Here is an 18,303-nt window from a genome sequence, read left to right as displayed (position 1 = left end):
GGCACGACAGGCCTGGAGGACCACCATGATCAGCACCTACACCGTGGCGCCGTTCCGCCCGCTGCCCACCGAGCGCGTCGTGCGCCAGCTCTGGGCGCGGCCCGCGGGTGCGCCCGTCGCGCGGACGGGCTACGCGCCCGCCGCGGACGTCTACCGCGAGGGCGACGACCTCGTCGCCCGCTTCGACCTGCCGGGCGTCGACCCGGAGCGGGACGTGACCGTCGAGCTCGAGGGTCGTCGCCTCGTCGTCCGCGGCGAGCGTCGCGACCAGCGCGTCGTCGAGGCCCCCGCGGCGGAGACGACCGAGGCGGCCGACGGGGAGCAGCCCGAGTCGGGCGCGGACGAGACCGGCGCCGACGAGGCGGCCGAGGTCGCCCCGGCCGGGCGCCGCGTCCGCGAGGTGCGGTTCGGCGCGTTCCGCCGCACCGTCACCCTGCCGAAGACCGCGGAGGCCGACGCCGTCCGGGCGTCCTACGACGCGGGCGTGCTCACCGTGACGGTCGCCGGCGTGTTCGCCGGCCGCGCTCCCCAGCGCATCGAGGTCACGCGCGCGGCCTGACGCCGCACCGCCGGCGCGGCGGACGACGTCGCGCCGGCGCTCCGACCCCGGTCGCGCCCGCCCCTGCGCGCCCGGACCACGGACGGGGCCGGCACCTTCGGGTGCCGGCCCCGTCCGTCTGCCCGGCTCAGCCGAGGAACGACCGCAGGGCCTCGGTGACGAGTGCGTGGTCGTCGCCCTGGGCGAGCCCGGACACGGTCACGACCCCGACGATCCCGACGCCCTCGACACGCACCGGGAACGCTCCGCCGTGGGCGGCGTACTCCTGCAGCGGGAGCTGGTGCTGGTCGGCGAACGTCGTCCCCTTCGCGCGGGCGCGCAGGCCCACGAGGTACGACGACGCCCCGAACCGCTCGACGACCCGCACCTTGCGCTCGACCCAGGAGTCGTTGTCCGGGGTCGTGCCCTCGCGCGCCGCGTGGAACACCTGCTGCGGTCCCTTGCGGACGTCGATCGTCACGGGCAGGTCGCGCTCGTCGGCGAGCTCGACGAGCAGGCAGCCGAGACGCCAGGCGTCGTCGTGCGTGAAGGTGCGGAGCACGAGGTCGCGCTCGTCCGCCTCGACGGAGGCGATCAGGGCGGCGAGGTCGTCGGGCGTCGTCGTCATGCCGCTCATCGTGGCACGATCACGCCGTGACGACGACGCCGCCCCCGCCCGCCCGCGAACCCCTCGACCCGCTCGGCTTCTCCCTCCTCGACCGCGCGTCGGGCGTGCTGCTCGCCCAGGCGGCGGGCGACGCGCTCGGGGTCCCGTACGAGTTCGCGCAGCCGCCCGGCCCGGGCCAGCCAGAGTCGGTCGCGGTCATGCGCGGCGGCGGTCTCGGCCCGTACGCGCCGGGCGAGTGGAGCGACGACACGCAGATGTCGGTGTGCGTCGCGCGGGTCACGGCCGCCCGCGACGTGCTCTCCCCCGTCCCGGACGCGTTCGGCGCGACGCCGCTCGACGAGGTCGCCGCCGCGTTCGAGGCGTGGCGGACCGGGGGCGCGACCGACGTCGGGACGCAGACCGCCGCCGTGCTGCGCGACGCCGCCGCCCGCCGGGGACCCGCCGCGAGGCGCCTGCGCGAGGCGTCGGCCGCGCTGCACGCGGCGACCGGACGCACGGCCGGGAACGGCGCGCTCATGCGCACGGGCGTCGTCGGGCTGGTGGCCCTGGACGACCGGGACGCGACCGCCCGCGCGGCGCGGGCCGTCGCGGAGATCACGCACACCGACCCGCTCGCTGCCGAGTCGTGCGTGCTCTGGTCGGAGGCGGTGCGGGTCGCGGTGACCGAGCAGCGGCTGGACGCGCGCGCGGGGCTGGACCTCCTCGACCCGGACGCCGCGGCGCGCTGGTCGGCGTGGATCGCCGACGCCGAGCGCGCGCGGCCCACGGCCGACCTGCGGCAGAACGGCTTCACCGTCACCGCGCTCCAGGCGGCGTGGCACGCCATCGCGACGACCTCCGCGCCGCAGGGCTCGACGTTCGCCCACCGCGACCACCTCGTGGCCGCGCTCCAGGCCGCCGTCTCGATCGGCGGCGACACGGACACGGTCGCGGCCATCGCCGGCGCCCTGCTCGGTGCGTGCTACGGAGCCCGGGCCGTGCCGTACGAGTGGGCGACCGCCGTCCACGGCTGGCCCGGGATCGCCGGGCGCCAGCTCACCGCACTCGCTCGGCACACCGCGCAGGCCGGCCTCGTCCGTTCGGGCGCGCTCGAGCCGACCGGCGCCGAGCCGGTGCGCACGCAGTTCTGCCCGCTGTGCGGGACGCTCGTCCGCTGGAACCCCCGCTACCCGCGGCACGTGTGCACGTGGTGCGAGCGTGACGTCACCGACGAGGCCGGGCGCGCGGTCTCGCTGTCCAACGTGGACTTCGGCGGCGGCTACCAGGCGCACTACCTCGACCGCTCCCCCGCCTCCGACGCGGTCCGGGACGGCCGCGTCTGGATCGGCGGCGTCGAGCACCGGGCACGCGAAGCCCGCTTCGGCGGCATCGTCGTCGAGCCGCTCGACGAGCCGTCGACCTGACACGCCGAACCCGGGGTCGCTCCCCAGCGCGAGCGTGCGCTGGGGAACGACCCCGGGTTCGGCGGCGGGCTCAGCCGCAGGCGACCGCCGGGTAGGCGGCGTCCTGGACCGTGGGGGCAGCGTCGTCGGGTCGAGTGCCCGTCACCGTGACGGAGCCCGCGTCGGCCGCGACCGACCGCGTCGAGAACGACTGGTACGCGGCCTTGCCGGGCGCGACCGCCGCGAACGTGCGCGTGCCGAACGGCGTCGTGAGCGTGACGTCGGCGGGCACGTCGCCGGTGTTCGTCGCGCGGACCGCGACGTACGCCGTGCCGGCGAGGCAGCGCGCGCTGGTCTCGACGTCGAGGGCGGGGCCCGCCGCGTCCTCGCGCTGGAGCGTCACCCGGTCCACGACGCGCTGCGACCCGGTCGCGTAGGTGGTGACGGTCAGCGACGTGGGCGTGACGTCGAGGTCGGAGTAGCTGGCCTCGCGCGACTGCTCCCAGCGCGCCGTCCACGGCTTGGCGCCGTCGAAGTCGTAGAACTTGGAGCCCGACGACGAGTTGCCCGTGAGGTAGAGGACCTGGTCCTCGTCCGGGGTGAGCACGTCACCCTCGGCCGGCGCCTCGGCCGGGACGACGGGCGTCGCGCCCTCCATGAGGTACGAGCGCGTGTAGATGTGGTCGTGGCCCGCGAGGACGAGGTCGACGCCCAGGTCGCTGAAGACGGGCGACAGCGCCTCGCGCATGCGGACCACGTCCGTGTCGCGCGAGTGGAACGCCTGGCTGTACAGCGAGTGGTGGAACGTCACGACGACCCAGTCGTACGCGTCGCCGTGCGTGCCGATCACGTCGCGCAGGAACGCCTCGTGGCCGGCGATCTCGGCCGGGTCGAAGTCGTTCGAGTCGATCGCCACGACGAGCACGTTGTTGTACGCGTACCAGTAGTCCCGGCGCTGCTCGGTCGACAGGTTCGGCATCGCGTAGTGCTGGTCGTAGAGCGCGGACGCGGTGTCGTGGTTGCCGTCCTGGACGGCGAAGCGCAGCTCGCGCATCTCGCGCGGCGCGAGGAACCCGGCGTACTGCGCGGTGCTCCCCGCGTTCTCCACCTGGTCGCCCGCGGAGATGAGGAACGCGGTGTCCGGGTGGCGCGCGGTCATCGTGTCGAGGTTGGCGGCCCACCGCGTGGCGTCGTTCGTCGCGTTGCCGCTCGCGCCGATCTGCGCGTCGCCGATGAACAGCGCGCTGAACTCGTCGCCGAACGTGCCCGTGGTGAACGTCGTCGGCGTGGACCAGCCGGTGCTCGCGCTGCCGACGCGGTACGCGTAGGCCGAGTCCTCCTCGAGCCCGGTGATCGTCGCGTGGTGGTACGTCGCGCCGTCCGCGGCCGTGCCGTCCCGGGACGACGACGTCGCGGCCGCCTGCCAGTCGACCTCGCCGCCCGCCTCGTCGGCACGGGTCCACTGCACCTCGCCCGCGCCGGGCAGGGTCGAGAACCACGCGACGTTGGCCTGCGTCTCGTCCGCGCCGACGTTGAGCGCGACGTCGCGCACCTCGCCGTGCGTCGGGACGAGCGAGCGGACGTCGAGGTAGATGTCCGAGCTGGTCGGCGCGTCCTGGTAGAGCGCGACGGAGATCGTGTTCTCGCCGGGCTCGAACGCGTCGGCCGGCACGACGAACGTTCCCGTCACCGGGTCCGTGCGCCCGTTGCCGTGGTACTGCAGGTTCTCCGTGATCTCGCGGCCGTCGTCGCCCAGGCGCACGACCTCCTCGCCGTTCACGTAGACGATCACCGCGTCGTCGTAGACGATCTCGCCCTCGAACGCCGGGACGCCGTCGAGGTCCTCCGCGGTGAGCTCCACGTCGGTGCGGAAGAAGAACGTGGGCACGTCCGTCGTCGTGCCCTCGATGTACTGGGTGAGGAGCGTCGTGATCGGGAACGCGTCCCCGATGCCCGTCGCGGCGCCGCGCTTGGCGCCGAACGCGCCGGTCGCGGACTTCCACGCGGAGTCGTCGAACGCGGTGGTCGTCCACACGCGCTGGTCCGCGGCGGTGCCGGCTGGGTTCGTGTTGTCGTCGAGGTAGCGCCAGGTCGTGCCGGACGTCGAGAGCAGGGACTCGTCGGCGGCGGCCGTCGAGGTCGCGGTCGCGGCGACGAGCACCGTCCCCACCAGGGAGACGGCGAGCGCCGACGCCGCCGCGCGCGTCAGCGCGCCGGGCAGCCGGGAGGCGTGCGGGTTCATGGGTTCCTTCGCAGGTCAGGGGTCCGCGCGGCGACGACCGTCGGACCACCGTGGCGGCGCCGGACCCGTGGTGGGAAGCGCTGTCACGCTAGAGGCCCGGGATGGCGGGCACCCGTCGCCCCGGTGAACGCACGAGGACCGACCGGCGAACACGGCGCGCGCGGTCGACCCGTCAGGAGATGACGAGGCTCGCGATCAGGCCCTCGCGCAGGAGGATCGTGAACGTCGCGGGCCCGTTGTACCCGTCGCCGGAGACCGTGAGGTCCAGCAGCACCTCGTCGGGCGTGGCACCGTCGCGCAGCCCGGTCACGTCGAAGCGCGACCTCTTGCCGATGTTGTCCGTGCGGTCCCAGCTCGCGAGCTCGTCGTGCCCGCGGAACTGGCGTCCCCAGTCGTCGAGGAAGCCGTCGTCCGTGAACGCCGTGAGGAACCGGGCGGCGTCGCCCGCGTTCGTCGCGTCCACGAGCGTGCGCAGGGCGGGCGGGAGGTCGGGCGTCGTGTCGCTCATGCCACCCACTGTGCCCCGATCATCTCCCGACGACGACCCGGACGTGGTACGCCGCGGCCGCGGCGAGGTCCGCGCGGAGCCCGTCGAACAGCGCGACGCTCGCCGCGCCGGGCCAGTCCGCGGGCAGCGCCGAGAGCGGCAGGCCCGGGTCGGCGTACGGGACGGGTCGCCAGTCGTCGACCGCGCGCACCCACCGGGCGAACGCCGCGCGGGGCGAGGCGTCCCCACCGTGCGGCCGGACGCCGTCGGGCCGGACGCCGTCGGGCCGGACGCCGTCGGGCCGGGCGGCCCCGGGCCGCGAGCCGCCGTGCCGGGCGAGGAAGTCGCGGTGCAGCGCGGCGACCCGGTCGAGGTCCCACCACCGCGCGGCGGCGTCGGCGAACGACCCGGCGACGCGCGGCGGCCCGGCCACGAACACCGTCGCGGCCTCGCGCACGCCCAGCCCGACGAGGATCTCCTCGACCTCGTCCACGAGGTGCCCCGGCGCGATCCACAGGCCGTCCGCGACGGTGCCGGCACCGATCCACGCGAGGTGCCGCCGGAGCTGGTGCCGCACGGCACGCCGCTCCTCCGGGAGCGAGAACGACACGAGGCACCACGGGTCGTCGTCGCCCTGCTGCCGGTAGGCGAAGATCCGCCGGTCGCCCCGCGCCAGCATCCGCGCGGCGTCGGGCGCGAGCGAGTAGCCGGCCCGGCCGCCGACGGTCTCCGGGACGAGCAGCCCCTTCGCCTTCGCCCGCGAGACCGCGCCGCGTGCGCCGACGGGCGGGACGTCGAGCGCCCCCAACAGCTCGACCAGGTCGGCGACGGCGACCGCCCCGCCGAGGTCGCGCAGGTACAGCCCGACGACGGTGCGCAGCAGCGACGTCGTGCTCCCCGGGCGGGAGTCGAGGTCGTCGAGGATCACGCGGCCCCGTCCGCGAGGACCTCCACCAGGGCGTCCCGCACCGCCTCGACGCCGACGCGCACCTCGTCGAAGCTCGTGGAGAGCGGGGACAGGCCGAGGCGCAGGCCGTCCGGACGACGGAAGTCGGGGATGACGCCGCGCTCCCACAGCAGCGGGAGCGTCGCCTCGAACGCGTCGTGGTCGACGGTGACGTGGCTCCCCCGGCGCTCGGGGTCGCGCGGCGACGCGTACCGGGCACCGAGCGGGAGCAGCAGGTCGTCCACGAGGGCCGTCGCGTGCGCGGTGAGCGCGACCGACTTCGCGCGCACCGCCGCGATCCCCGCCGCGTCCACCAGGTCCAGCATGTCCTGCATCGCGAGCATCCCGACGATCGCGGGCGTCCCCGAGAGGAAGCGCCGGACGCCGTCGTGCGGGGCGTACGCCGGGCCCATCTCGAACGGCGCGGCGCTGCCCATCCACCCCTGGATCGGCTGGGTCAGGGCGCCCTGGAGGTCGGCGCGGACGTAGCCGAACGCGGGCGCACCGGGCCCGCCGTTGAGGTACTTGTACGTGCAGCCGGCCGCGAGGTCGACGCCCCACGCGTCGAGCTCGACCGGCAGCGCGCCGACCGAGTGGCACAGGTCCCACAGCACGAGCGCGCCGGCGTCGTGCGCGAGCGCGGTGATCGCCGCCGCGTCGCTCACGTACCCCGACCGGTACGCCACGTGGCTGAGCAGCACGAGCGCGGTGCGGTCGGAGAGGGCCCCCGCGACCTGCTCCGGGGTCACGCCGGCGTCGTGGTCGGGCGCGATCCACCGCAGCGTCGCGCCGTGCTCGCGCGCGACGCCCTCCAGCACGTAGCGGTCGGTCGGGAAGTTCCCGGCGTCGAGCACGATCTCGTCGCGGCCCGCGACCTGCGGCGCCGAGAGCGCGGCGCGGACGAGCTTGTAGAGGATCACCGTCGTCGAGTCGCCGACGAACGTCTGGCCCGGCACCGCGCCGAGCGCGACCGCGCCGATCCGGTCGCCGACCGTGAGCGGGAGGTCGTACCACTCCTCGTCCCAGCCGCGGATGAGCCGCGAGCCCCAGCGCTCGGTCGCGAAGCGGGCCAGCCGCTCGGCGGACGCGCGCGTCGGCCGTCCGAGCGAGTTCCCGTCGAGGTAGGCCGTCACCTCGTCGGAGCCGACGAACGCGTCGCGGAACCGCGCGAGCGGGTCGGCGGCGTCGAGCGCGGCGGAGCGCGCGGCGTGGTCCTCGGTCATGGTCGTCCTTCCGACGGGGCGGGGTCGGCGGGGTCGCTCGCGGTGTCGCGGGCGAGGTCAGGGGTGGGGTCGCGCTCGACGACGACGGCGCGCGCGAGCCACGCGGCGACGGCGTCCGCGTCGTCGGTGTCGGGCGGGTCGCCGGGGACCCAGGTCGCGAACGATGCGTCCGCGCTCGAGTGCTGCGACCCGGGACGCAGCGCTCGGCCGGGAACGCCACGCCGGGCGGTGGCGTCGCGCGTGAGGGCCGCGACCAGCGCGTGCGCGTCGAGACCCGCCGCCGCGAGCGCCCGCAGCTCGCGCGCGTCGACGCCGGTCGGCAGCGGCCCGTTGCCGAGGTCGGTGCCGTAGACGACCGTCCCGCCGAGCGCGACGAAGCGCCGCACGTTGTCGATCGCGACGTCCTGCTCCGCCGTCGGACTCCCCCAGCCATGAATGTCGAGGGTGCTCACCCAGCTCACAAGACTCCCCACACCTCCGCCGAACACGACATGAGGGTCGTTATCCGGGCTATTCCGACCTTCAGGTCGTGTTCGGCCGCGGGCAGGGTCGTGCTCGGCGGCCGGGCGTGAGCGAGACCGCGTCTGGGAGCGAGCGCGCGGGCGGGCCATCGCGCGCAGCAGGTCGTCGGGCAGGCGCTCGCTGAACGGGGCGTGCGCGAGCCTGTCCACCCCCGCCTCGAACGCGCGGGCCGCCATGCCGCGCCCCTCCACGTGCGCGACGACGTCCCGGCCCCGCGCGTGGGCGTGCCCGACGAGCGCGGCGAGGGTGGCGTCGTCGGGCACCGGACCGGCGTCGGAGTGCAGGGCGACCTTGACGAACGACGCGCCCGCGGCGACCTGGCGGTCGACGGCGGCGACGGCCGCCTCGGGCGATCCGACCTCCTCGACCGACCCGGCGGGCGCCCACGACCGGTCCGACGGGTAGCCGCCGGGGGCGGTGAGGAACGCGCCCGCGAACACGACCTCCGGGAAGCCGGGCCGCCCGAGCCACGTGCGCGCGACGTCGGGCACCCACCCGAGGTCGTGCACGACGGCGATCCCGCCGCGCCGCACGGCGACGGGGTCGACGAGGCCGAGGTGCACGTGCGCGTCGACGAGCGGCGGGAGCCAGGTGCCGCCGTCGCCGGGCCGGCCGAGGTGCCTCCCGTTCACGACCGCCCGATCTCCGTGCGCACCGCGAACAGCTCGGGGAAGAACGTGAGGTCGAGCGCCTTCTGCAGGAACCCGACGCCGCTCGACCCGCCCGTGCCGCGCTTGGTGCCGATGATGCGCAGCACCGTCCTCATGTGCCGGAACCGCCAGAGCTGGAAGTTGTCCTCGAGGTCGACGAGCTCCTCGCACGTCTCGTACGCGGACCAGTGCGCCTCCGGGTCGTCGTAGATGCGGCGGAAGACCTCGACGAGGTCGTCGTCGAGGGTGTGCGCGACGGTGACGTCGCGGTCCAGGACGCGCTGCGGGACGTCGTGGCCGTGGCGCGCGAGGTGGCGCAGGAACTCGTCGTAGACGCTCGGCTCGGCGAGCAGGCGGGCGAGCTCGGCGCGCGCGTCGGGCTCGGCGTCGAACACGTCAAGCATGCGCGCGTTCTTGTTGCCGAGCAGGAACTCGACGGCGCGGTACTGCCACGACTGGAAGCCCGACGCGTGGCCGAGGAACCCGCGGAACTGCGCGTACTCGCTCGGGGTGAGCGTCGCGAGCACGGACCACTGCTCGGTGAGCGTGCGCTGCACGTGCTTGACGCGTGCGATGCGCTTGAGCGCGGCGCCCAGCTCGTCGGCGGCGAGCAGGTCGCGCGCGGAGAGCAGCTCGTGCAGCACCAGCTTGAGCCAGAGCTCCGTCGTCTGGTGCTGGACGATGAACAGCATCTCGTCGTGGTGCTCCGGGTCGCTCACCGGCGCCTGGGCCGCGAGCAGCGTGTCGAGGTGCAGGTACGACCCGTAGGTCATCTGCTCGCGCAGGTCCGTGACGATGTCGGGCTCGAGCGCGCGCTCGTTCGGTGCGGGCAGCGGTGCGTAGGCCATCCGCCGAGCGTATGTCACTCCCGTGACGCGCGCCAGGTTCTCGCCATACGCTCGCGAACCGTCAGTCGTCGGTCGCCGCGCGACGCTCCTCCTCGGCGACGGACTCGCCCGTCGGGTCCTCGGCCGCGAGGTCGTCCAGCGCCGCGCCGCCCAGCGGGCCGTCGCTCAGGCCCGCGAGCCGCCAGCCCGACGACGGGTCGCCCTCGACCTCGACCAGCCCGGTGTTGGCGAGCGGGGTCCGGGCGAGCAGGTCGAGGTCGACCCCCGCGACGCGCGCGCACGCCCACGCGCGGATCGCCGCGCCGTGCGAGACGACGACGGCGGTGCGCCACCCCGTGCGCGCGACGCTCGCGACGGCGTCGTCGTAGCGGGCGAGGAACTCGGCACCGTCAGGCCCGCCGGGCATGCGACGGCCGGGCTCGCCGCGGCCCCATGCGAACACGGTCTCGAGGTAGGTCGCGTGGTCGTCGTGCGCGGCCGACATCTCCAGGTCGCCCGCGTCCACCTCGCGGAACCCGTCGAGCTCCAGCAGGTCGAACCGGTGCCGCTCGGCCAGCGGTGCGGCGGTCAGGTGCGTGCGCACGAGGGTCGAGACCGCGACGCCGTCGACGACGCGGTCCGCGAGCGCCTCCGGGATCGCGGCTGCCTGGCGCGTGCCGAGCGCGGTGAGACCGGGGCCGGGCAGCGCGGTGTCGAGGAGGCCGGCGACGTTGGACGGGGTCTGTCCGTGACGGACGAGGAGCAGGCGCATGGTTCTCCAGGTTCTCCGGGTTCTCCGGTTCTCGGCAGGGCCTCCTGCCACCCTACGAGCCGCGCCACGACCCGCCGCGTCGTGGCACGCTGGGGCCATGTCCCGCCGCGAGCTCGTCGTCCTCGGGACCGCCAGCATGGTCCCGACCCGCACGCGCAACCACAACGGCTACGTGCTGTTCTGGGACGACGAGGCGATCCTCTTCGACCCGGGCGAGGGCACGCAGCGGCAGATGTCGTTCGCGGGCGTGTCCGCGACCGACCTCACGCGCATCGCGATCACGCACCTGCACGGCGACCACTCCCTCGGGCTCGCGGGCGTCTCCCAGCGCATCAGCGGCGACGGCGTGCGGCACACGATCGGGGTGACCTATCCGGCGTCGGGCCAGCGGTGGGTGGACCACCTGCTCGACGCGAGCGCCCACTTCCGCCGCGGCCACCTGGAGCTGCAGCCGCTGACGACGGACGGCGTCGTCCCACCCGTGACCGGCCGCCCCGAGCCGGGGTTCACGCTGCGCGCGGAACGCCTCGACCACACCCTGGAGGCGATGGGCTACCGCCTCGACGAGCCCGACGGCCGGTCGCTCGACCCCGCGCTCCTCGTGGACCGCGGCCTGGCGGGCCCGGTGGTGGGCGAGCTGCGCCGGACCGGGGCGGTCGTCGCGCCCGACGGGCGGACCGTCACCCTCGACGAGGTGAGCGCCCCGCGTCCGGGGCAGTCGTTCGCGTTCGTCATGGACACGCGTCTGTGCGACGCCGTGCACCGCCTCGCGGACGGCGTCGACCTGCTCGTCATCGAGTCGACGTTCCTCGACCGCGACCGCGACCAGGCCGAGCGGTGGGGCCACCTCACCGCGCGGCAGGCGGCGACCGTCGCGGCCGAGGCGGGCGTGCGCTCGCTCGTGCTCACGCACTTCTCGCAGCGCTACCCCGACCCGACGGAGTTCTGGCGCGAGGCGCGCGAGGTGTTCGACGGCGAGCTCACGGTCGCGCAGGACCTCGACCGCGTGCGGGTCCCCCACCGCAGCCGACCCGGCTGACGGTCGTCGACGCCGCCGGTCGCCGATGAGAAACGGTGCGGGCGGCCGTCTCACCACGGACGGGTGAACACGGGGGCGCCTCGCTGCGCGCCACGGGAGAGGACCGAGATGAGACCGCTGCGCTACTCGATCAACGTCACGCTCGACGGCTGCTGCCACCACGAGGCGGGCCTGCCGCCGGACGAGGAGTCGATGCGCCACTGGACCGCCGAGATGGAGCGCGCCGACGCCCTCCTGTTCGGCCGGGTGACCTACCAGATGATGGAGTCGGCCTGGCGGCGCCCGGCCACGGGCACGTGGCCCGACTGGATGGACGAGTGGGAGGTCCCGTTCGCCGAGGCGATCGACGGGGCGCGCAAGCACGTCGTGTCGAGCACGCTGAGCGCGCCCGACTGGAACGCCGAGCTGCTGCGGGGCGAGCTGGGGCCCGCGGTCGAGCGGCTCAAGCAGGAGCCGGGCGAGGGCCTGTGGGTGGGAGGCGTGACGCTCCCCCTCGCGCTGGCCGACCTGGGGCTGATCGACGAGTACGAGTTCGTCGTGCAGCCGGTCCTCGCCGGCCACGGGCCGACGCTGCTCGCCGGTCTCCGTGAGCGCATCCGGCTCGAGCTCGTGGACCGCCGCGAGTTCCGCTCGGGTGCGGTGGCGTTGCGCTACCGGCCCGCGACCCCGGGGCGGTGAGCCGGAGCCGTCCGGCTCCGCCTCACCCGCACCCGGGGTCCGTCCTCGGGCTTCCTAGACGACGCGCGCCGAGAGCCAGCCCGCGAGGCGGTCGGGACGGTCGGTGATGATCGCGTCCACGCCGAGCTCGACCGCGGCCGCCCAGTGCTCCGGCTCGTTGAGCGTCCACACCGCGACCTCGAGGCCGGCGTCGTGCAGGCGCTCCACGAGCCCCGGGTCCTCGAGGAGGAGCAGGCCCATCGGGTTGCACGCCACGACGCCGAGCTCGGCGCACCGCGCGAGCACGTCGTCGTCGAGCGACGCGACGAGCAGCCCCCGGCGCAGGCTCGGGTCCGCCTCGCGCAGCGCCGCGACGGTCTCGGGCCAGAAGCTCTGCGCGACGACCCGGTCGGCTATGCCCGCGAACCGGATCGGCCCGGTGACGCGCCGCACCTGCTCCGGCGTCCACGACCCCTTGAGCTCGAGGAGCAGGTCGGTGCCCGGCCGGCGCACGAGGAGGTCGACGACCTCGGCGAACGTCGGCACGCGCTGGCCGCCGAACGCCGGGGAGAACCACGACCCGGCGTCGAGCGCCCGGATCGCCGCGCGGTCGAGCCGCGCCACCGTGCCGCTGCCCGACGTCGTCGCGTCCACGGTGTCGTCGTGGATGACGACGGGCTCGCCGTCGGCCGTGAGCTGGACGTCGATCTCGATGCTGTGCGCCCCGGCCCGCCACGCCGCCTCGAACGCGGCGAGCGTGTTCTGCGGCGCGACCGAGCTGTTGCCGCGGTGCGCGATCACGCGCGGGCGTGCGGCCCGCCCGGGCCCTGCGCCGGTCGGCGCGAGCGCGGTCGCCGTCACAGGTACGGCTCCACGTTCTCGGTGTACGCCGTCTCGATGCGCGGGGCGACCGACTCGAACGCGGCCGCCGGGTCGGCGCCCTCGATGACGATCTGCTCGATCGCCTCGTTGAGGAGCGCGTCGGCGCCCGGGATGAAGACGCGCGCGTCGTCCTGCGGGCGCGCCTTGTCGGCGAGCTGGTCGACGGCGGTGCGGAACTGCGGCGTCGCCTCGTAGACGGCCTTCATCGCGTCGGACTCGACGGCCGACGTGCGCACCGGCATGTACCCCGTGTTCTGCGAGAAGTACGCCGTGTTCTCGGTGTTCGTGAGGAACGCGAGGAACATCGCCGCGGCGAGCTGCTGCTCGGGCGACCTCGACGACGGGATCGCGAGGCCGGTGCCGCCCGTCGGGGTGCCGCCGCCGTCGGGGCCGTCGGGCAGGTAGGCCGTGCCGACCTCGAACGACGCCGCGTCGAGCGCGCCCTTGAGCGAGCCCGTCGAGCCGATGGTCGAGGCGATGAGACCCGACGAGAAGTCGACCATCGCGTCGTCCGCCGAGAGCGTCGCGACGCCCTTCTCGTGGAACAGCTCGTGCAGGAACTGGCCGCCCGCGACCGACTCCTCCGAGTCGAGCGTGAGGTCGAACCCGTCGGAGTACGCGCCGCCCTGGCCCCAGATCATGTTCTCGAACCACCACGCGCCCCACGACGGGCCGGTGGAGAGGCCGAACGTCGAGCCGCCGGCCGGGACGAGCGGCTTGAGCGACGCGTCCCACTCCTCCAGCTCGGCCCACGTCTCGGGGCCGCGGTCGGGCAGGCCGGCCGCCGTCCACAGGTCCTTGTTGTAGTAGAAGAGCGGCGTCGAGCGCGCGTACGGGACGGCCCAGTGCTGGTCGTCGTACGTGTAGTCCGCGTAGAGCGCGGGCTGGAAGTCGTCCGCGTCGGCCTCGACGAACTCGAGCACGTCGTCGAGCGGCAGGATCTGGTCGTTGAGGTGGTAGCGGAACCACCACACGTCGGACGCGATGACGAGGTCGGGCAGCTCGTCGGTCTGCGACGCGGCCTGGAAGCGCTGGGCCACCTCGTCGTAGTTGGCGCCCGCGGTCACGAGGTTGACCGTGATGCCGGACTCCTCCTCGAACCGGTCGATGAGCTCCTGCTCGATCTCCTGCGACGTGCCGGGGTGGTTGCTCCACCAGGTGATCTCGGACGCCGGCTCGACGGCGGACCAGTCGACGGCCTCGGCCGTCGCCTCGTCGCCCGCGGTGCCGGCGCCGTCGGCCCCGGCCACGCTCGGGCCGGCGCACGCGGTGAGCGCGAGGGCGGTGACCGCCGTGAGGGCGGTGGCGGCGGCGCGGGCCCGACGGCGGCGCGCGGGCCGGCCGGGTGCGGTGCGGTGGGACACAGGTGCTCCTTCAGGTCGTGCACCGGGTCTCGGTGCGCTTCGGGGAACCCGGACCGCTGCGGGCGGACCGGGGAGCTCGGTGGTGGTGGGCGGGCGCGCGGGTGCGCGGCCCGCCGGCTGGGCGCCGTCGTCGGGCACGACGGCGGGGCGGGTCAGCCAGTGACGGCGCCGGCCGTGAGGCCCGCGACGAGGCGGCGCTGGAGGACGAGGAAGACGACGAGGATGGGCAGCGTCACGACGACCGTCGCGGCGAGCAGCACGCCCCAGTTCGTCATGCCGTCGGTGTTCTGCAGCAGCGTCAGGCCGACGGGGAGGGTCATCTTGTCGGGGCGGTCGATGACGAGGAACGGCCACAGGTAGTCGTTCCACTCCGTCACGACGGACACGAGCGCGACCGCCGCGAGCGTCGGCGTGCTCATCGGCACGACGAACCGCCAGAGCTTGCGCCAGTGCCCCGCGCCGTCGAGCTCGGCTGCCTCGAGGATCGAGCGCGGCAGCGTGAGGAAGTGCTGCCGGAACAGGAACGTCCCGAACGCGCTCGCCAGGCCCGGCACGAGGATGCCCTGGTAGGTGTTGAGCCACCCGAGGCTCGCGACCAACGTGTAGTTGGGGATGATCGTGATCTGCGGCGGGATCATGAGCGTCGCGATGACGAGCCCGAACACGACCTTCTTGAACGGGAAGTCGAGGAACACGAGCGCGTACGCGCACGTGAGGCCCAGCGCGACCTTGAGCCCCGCGCCCACGACCGTGATCCCGACGCTGTTGGCGAGCAGCCGTCCGAGCGGGATCGAGTCCGCGGCCTGCGCGTAGTTGTCGAGGTTCACGCTGCCCGGGAGCCACTGCAGCGGGACGGTGTACAGCTCGGCGGGCGTCTTCATGCTCGCGAGCACCATCCACACCAGGGGCGCGCCGAGCACGACCGTCGCGAGGACCAGGGCGAGGTACCCGCCGGGCTGGAGGCCCCGGCGTCGGGCCCGGGGGGTGCGAGGAGCACGCGGCGCGAGCGCGGCCGGCGTGGCGGGCGCCGTCTCGGGACGGGCGGGCGCGACGGCGCTCATGCGTAGTGGACCTTCCGCTGGACGAACCGCATCTGCACCGCGGTCACCGCGAGCAGCACGAGGAACAGGACCGTGGCGACCGCCGACGCGTACCCGGCCCGGCCGTTGACGAAGCTCTCCTCGTAGATCGAGTACATGAGCGTCGTCGTCGAGCCGAGCGGGCCGCCCTGCGTCATCGCCTTGATGATGTCGAAGGACTGGAGCGACGCGAGCAGCATCGTCACGACGAGGAAGAACGTCGTCGGGGTGAGCAGCGGCAGGACGATCGAGCGCAGCGTCCGCGCCGACGACGCGCCGTCGAGCGCGGCCGCGTCCTTCAGGTCCTGCGGCACCGACTGGAGGCCCGCCAGGTAGATGAGCGCGACGTACCCGAGGTTCTTCCACAGGTACACCACGACGATCATCACGAGCGGCCACGGGCGCTGCGTGTACCACTGGGGCGACGCGACGCCGACCCAGCCGAGCAGCTCCTGGACCAACCCGTAGCGCGGGTCGAACATGAACAGCCACAGGATCCCGACCGCGAAGCCCGACAGCACGTACGGCGCGAACGCGACCGTCCGGGCGACCCCCCGGCCTCGGAGGCGGCGGTTCAGCAGCAGCGCCAGGCCCAGGCCGAGGACCATCGCCCCGCCGACCGTGGCGAGGGTGAAGACGAGCGTCGTCGTGACGATGCGGCCCGTCGTCGGGGCGGTGAACCACTCGACGTAGTTACCCAGCCCGACCGGCCGCGCGACCGGCGACCCGAGGTTCCACTGCAGCGTCGAGAGGTAGAAGCTCTGCAGCAGCGGCCGGTAGACGAACACCAGCAGCAGCACGAGGTTCGGGCCCGCGAGCAGCAGCGCCCACAGCAGGTTCCGTCGACGCCGGCGCGCGCCCAGGCGGCTGCGGTGCAGCGCCTGCGCCTCGCGGTCGGCGGGGTCGGACGGCGGGAGGCTGGCGGAGTCGGACGGGGGGCGTCCGGCGGAGTCGGACGGCGTGCGGCCGGCGGGCGCGTCGGTGCCGGTCGGCCGGGTGGCGGGGTCGCCGGGCGTGATGGCGCCCGTGGTGGTGTCTGCCGCTGGGGCCGACGACGAGGCGCGGGGCGTGCCGGAGGAACCCGGGGAGTCCGGGGTGAGGACGGTGGTCACAGCAAGGATCCGCTCGGACGAGGGACGTGGTCGCGGCCGGCGCAGCACCCGTCCCGCGGGTGGGCGGCCACGGCGAGCATAGGAAGCGGTCGCGCCGGTTTGGTCCCGAAATGTCGGGTGACGGAACGAGGCTTCGGCCAACGTTCACCGCCTCGTGCCCGGGGTGCCACCTGCACCTGTGGAGCCGCAACGTCGCGGACACCTGCGACGCGTCGTCCACAGGGCGGGACGTGCGGTTCCGTCGGCGGTGCGGTTTCGCTAGGTTGCTGGGCAGCCCGCGCGCCCCGTCGGTGTGGCGTGCGGGGTGGTTCGCATCGATCTGCAGGGGGTCTCGTGCGTCGTTCTCGTGTGCCGTTCCGTGCCCGACGGCGGTCGCTCGTCGTGGGCGTCGTCGTCGCGGTGGGGTGCGTGGTCGCCGGGTGCACCGGTGGTGGCGGCCCTGGTCCGTCACCGTCCGTCGACGAGCCGGTCGTGCCGTCGCCGTCGGAGTCGGAGTCTCCGGAGCCGACGCCTACCGAGACCGGGCCGGTGAAGCCGGACCGTCCCGCGGCGATGGACCGCGACGACGCCGAGGGTGCCGCAGCAGCAGCGGAGTACTTCCTGTCGCTGTACGCGTACGTGCTCGCGACGGGTGACACCGCCGAGTGGGACGCGATGACGTGGGCCGAGACGTGCGAGTTCTGCGCAAAGGTCAAGTCCGACGCCGAGGAGATCGCCGCCTCAGGTGATACCTACGAGGGCGCGGAGATCACTGTTTCCAACCCGGACGTCGAGTTCGATGACTTGGGTGGTGGCTATCCGGTTCTTTTCGACTTCCAACAGACTCCTCATCTCCGCACGGCATCGGACGGATCGGTCGTATCCGAAGATCGTGGCGGCAGCGGACGGCTGCAAATTGACGTATCGGTAGCCACTGGCGACTGGCTCGTACTTGCCGTGACGAGCGTCGAATGAACTACCGATCGTCTATCTTGGGCACCTTGATGGCAGGACTGCTGACCACGATCTGTCTTCCTGCGTACGCCGGCGAGGGAGACACCGCTCTCAATTCGCACTTTCAGAATGACCGCGCCTATATCCACGGGGAGAACACTCCGGACGGTGGGGCGGAGTACGTGCCCGCGTCGACGGACGGTGGTCCGGCGTCGGAGGCGTACCGGCGCGGGCCGGCGTACCGGTGCTACGACGGTGACCATGCCACGACGCTGCCCGGGCTGGTCCCGGTGTGCCCGGACGGGCAGAGCCCGGCGGGGTTCGACCCCGGGTGCACTGGGGACGAGGTCGCGTTGGAGCCGTTGTTCCGCCAGACCTGGACCACCACCGACGAGGGCACTCGGACCGCGGTCTCGGGCTGGGAGCTCGTCGCCGACGCGTCCTGCCTCGGCGCCGTCGACCTGGCCGGCGAGGCCGAGGCGGCGTTCCGCACCCTGACCATCGCGCCGTCGCCGATCGTGGTCCAGCCGCCGGACGGGTGGACCCTGGTCAACGTCCCCACCATCACCTACACCCAGCCCGGCGAGCAGACCCTGGACACGACCCTGCTCGGCATCCCCGTGCAGATCCGCGCCACCCCACGCTCGTACGCGTGGGACTACGGCGACGGCACGCCCCCGGTCTCCACGACCGACCCCGGTGCGGCCTACCCCCACCACACGGTCGCGCACACCTACGACCAACCCGCCGAGCAGGTCCAGATCACGCTCACCACGACCTGGTCCGGACAGTTCCGCATCACCGGCACCACCACCTGGACCGACGTCACCGGCACCGCGACCACCACCAGCACCGCCGACCCGCTGCGCGTCTACGAGGCCCGCTCCCGCCTCGTCACCGACAACCTGCCCGACTGACACCCGCACGCCGGACGTGCGCCCGGCGTCGGGCACCCCCCCACGGACCGCTCACCGCCGGACGCGCGTCGTCGTCCTCCCGCCCGACATCGTCGCCCACCTC

Annotated in this window: 18 protein-coding genes; 6 read left to right on the top strand and 12 right to left on the bottom strand. The window is 74.2% G+C overall.

Annotated features, from left to right (window positions below; genetic code table 11):
* Positions 1 to 25 precede the first annotated feature (25 nt).
* On the top strand, positions 26 to 559 hold the full coding sequence (locus tag ABWU78_RS14480; protein ID WP_439158780.1) for an Hsp20/alpha crystallin family protein: 534 nt from the start codon (positions 26 to 28) through the stop codon (positions 557 to 559).
* 127 nt (positions 560 to 686) lie between these two features.
* Here the strand turns inward: ABWU78_RS14480 and ABWU78_RS14475 are convergent, their stop codons facing one another.
* Positions 687 to 1,166: a heme-degrading domain-containing protein gene (locus tag ABWU78_RS14475; RefSeq protein ID WP_253054368.1), complete on the bottom strand. Its 480-nt coding sequence runs from the start codon at positions 1,164 to 1,166 to the stop codon at positions 687 to 689.
* 26 nt (positions 1,167 to 1,192) lie between these two features.
* On the opposite strand from ABWU78_RS14475, the gene ABWU78_RS14470 reads away from it, so the two are divergent.
* A complete protein-coding gene (locus ABWU78_RS14470; RefSeq protein ID WP_439158779.1) occupies positions 1,193 to 2,569 on the top strand; it encodes an ADP-ribosylglycohydrolase family protein in 1,377 nt (458 codons plus the stop codon).
* 70 nt (positions 2,570 to 2,639) lie between these two features.
* Here the strand turns inward: ABWU78_RS14470 and ABWU78_RS14465 are convergent, their stop codons facing one another.
* From ABWU78_RS14465 to ABWU78_RS14435, 7 genes are all read right to left on the bottom strand, one after another.
* Positions 2,640 to 4,790: a fibronectin type III domain-containing protein gene (locus ABWU78_RS14465; protein ID WP_439158778.1), complete on the bottom strand. Its 2,151-nt coding sequence runs from the start codon at positions 4,788 to 4,790 to the stop codon at positions 2,640 to 2,642.
* Positions 4,791 to 4,962: 172 nt separating this feature from the next.
* On the bottom strand, positions 4,963 to 5,298 hold the full coding sequence (locus ABWU78_RS14460; protein ID WP_253054376.1) for a nuclear transport factor 2 family protein: 336 nt from the start codon (positions 5,296 to 5,298) through the stop codon (positions 4,963 to 4,965).
* 19 nt (positions 5,299 to 5,317) lie between these two features.
* On the bottom strand, positions 5,318 to 6,205 hold the full coding sequence (locus ABWU78_RS14455; protein ID WP_253054378.1) for a PaaX family transcriptional regulator: 888 nt from the start codon (positions 6,203 to 6,205) through the stop codon (positions 5,318 to 5,320).
* Positions 6,202 to 7,446 carry a kynureninase gene (locus tag ABWU78_RS14450; RefSeq protein WP_253054380.1) on the bottom strand — a complete coding sequence of 415 codons (1,245 nt, stop codon included), beginning with the start codon at positions 7,444 to 7,446 and terminating at the stop codon, positions 6,202 to 6,204. Before ABWU78_RS14450 ends, ABWU78_RS14455 begins: the two co-directional genes overlap by 4 nt.
* Entirely contained in the window at positions 7,443 to 8,600 is a 1,158-nt protein-coding gene (locus ABWU78_RS14445; RefSeq protein WP_253054382.1) for a hypothetical protein, read from the bottom strand. Before ABWU78_RS14445 ends, ABWU78_RS14450 begins: the two co-directional genes overlap by 4 nt.
* The gene (locus ABWU78_RS14440) at positions 8,597 to 9,466 is read right to left on the bottom strand and encodes a tryptophan 2,3-dioxygenase (protein WP_374615174.1); all 870 of its coding nucleotides are present in this window, start codon (positions 9,464 to 9,466) and stop codon (positions 8,597 to 8,599) included. The genes ABWU78_RS14445 and ABWU78_RS14440 overlap by 4 nt, the downstream gene beginning before the upstream one ends.
* A 61-nt stretch (positions 9,467 to 9,527) precedes the next feature.
* Complete coding sequence (locus ABWU78_RS14435; protein WP_253054384.1) at positions 9,528 to 10,217, bottom strand: histidine phosphatase family protein; 690 nt, start codon at positions 10,215 to 10,217, stop codon at positions 9,528 to 9,530.
* 97 nt (positions 10,218 to 10,314) lie between these two features.
* On the opposite strand from ABWU78_RS14435, the gene ABWU78_RS14430 reads away from it, so the two are divergent.
* Positions 10,315 to 11,256 (top strand): ribonuclease Z, encoded by a 942-nt coding sequence (locus ABWU78_RS14430; protein WP_253054386.1) that lies wholly within the window; start codon positions 10,315 to 10,317, stop codon positions 11,254 to 11,256.
* A gap of 108 nt (positions 11,257 to 11,364) precedes the next feature.
* Positions 11,365 to 11,934 carry a dihydrofolate reductase family protein gene (locus ABWU78_RS14425; RefSeq protein WP_253054392.1) on the top strand — a complete coding sequence of 190 codons (570 nt, stop codon included), beginning with the start codon at positions 11,365 to 11,367 and terminating at the stop codon, positions 11,932 to 11,934.
* Positions 11,935 to 11,988: 54 nt separating this feature from the next.
* Here the strand turns inward: ABWU78_RS14425 and ABWU78_RS14420 are convergent, their stop codons facing one another.
* From ABWU78_RS14420 to ABWU78_RS14405, 4 genes are all read right to left on the bottom strand, one after another.
* Positions 11,989 to 12,774 (bottom strand): glycerophosphodiester phosphodiesterase, encoded by a 786-nt coding sequence (locus tag ABWU78_RS14420; protein WP_439158777.1) that lies wholly within the window; start codon positions 12,772 to 12,774, stop codon positions 11,989 to 11,991.
* Positions 12,771 to 14,159: an ABC transporter substrate-binding protein gene (locus ABWU78_RS14415; protein WP_439158776.1), complete on the bottom strand. Its 1,389-nt coding sequence runs from the start codon at positions 14,157 to 14,159 to the stop codon at positions 12,771 to 12,773. The genes ABWU78_RS14420 and ABWU78_RS14415 overlap by 4 nt, the downstream gene beginning before the upstream one ends.
* Positions 14,160 to 14,311: 152 nt before the next feature.
* Positions 14,312 to 15,220 (bottom strand): carbohydrate ABC transporter permease, encoded by a 909-nt coding sequence (locus ABWU78_RS14410; RefSeq protein WP_253054400.1) that lies wholly within the window; start codon positions 15,218 to 15,220, stop codon positions 14,312 to 14,314.
* The gene (locus ABWU78_RS14405) at positions 15,217 to 16,350 is read right to left on the bottom strand and encodes an ABC transporter permease subunit (protein ID WP_439158775.1); all 1,134 of its coding nucleotides are present in this window, start codon (positions 16,348 to 16,350) and stop codon (positions 15,217 to 15,219) included. The genes ABWU78_RS14410 and ABWU78_RS14405 overlap by 4 nt, the downstream gene beginning before the upstream one ends.
* Positions 16,351 to 16,731: 381 nt before the next feature.
* On the opposite strand from ABWU78_RS14405, the gene ABWU78_RS14400 reads away from it, so the two are divergent.
* Both ABWU78_RS14400 and ABWU78_RS14395 read left to right on the top strand, forming a co-directional pair.
* On the top strand, positions 16,732 to 17,304 hold the full coding sequence (locus ABWU78_RS14400; protein ID WP_353708216.1) for a DUF6318 family protein: 573 nt from the start codon (positions 16,732 to 16,734) through the stop codon (positions 17,302 to 17,304).
* 161 nt (positions 17,305 to 17,465) lie between these two features.
* Positions 17,466 to 18,200, top strand: coding sequence for a PKD domain-containing protein (locus ABWU78_RS14395; protein WP_439158774.1), 735 nt, complete (start codon positions 17,466 to 17,468; stop codon positions 18,198 to 18,200).
* Positions 18,201 to 18,303 lie beyond the last annotated feature (103 nt).

Origin of the sequence: Cellulosimicrobium sp. CpK407 (genome assembly GCF_051844275.1) — a bacterium.
Lineage (GTDB): Bacteria > Actinomycetota > Actinomycetes > Actinomycetales > Cellulomonadaceae > Cellulosimicrobium > Cellulosimicrobium cellulans_G.
The sequence above is the reverse complement of the archived record's forward strand: the minus strand, read 5'-3'. Positions and strand labels throughout refer to the sequence as shown.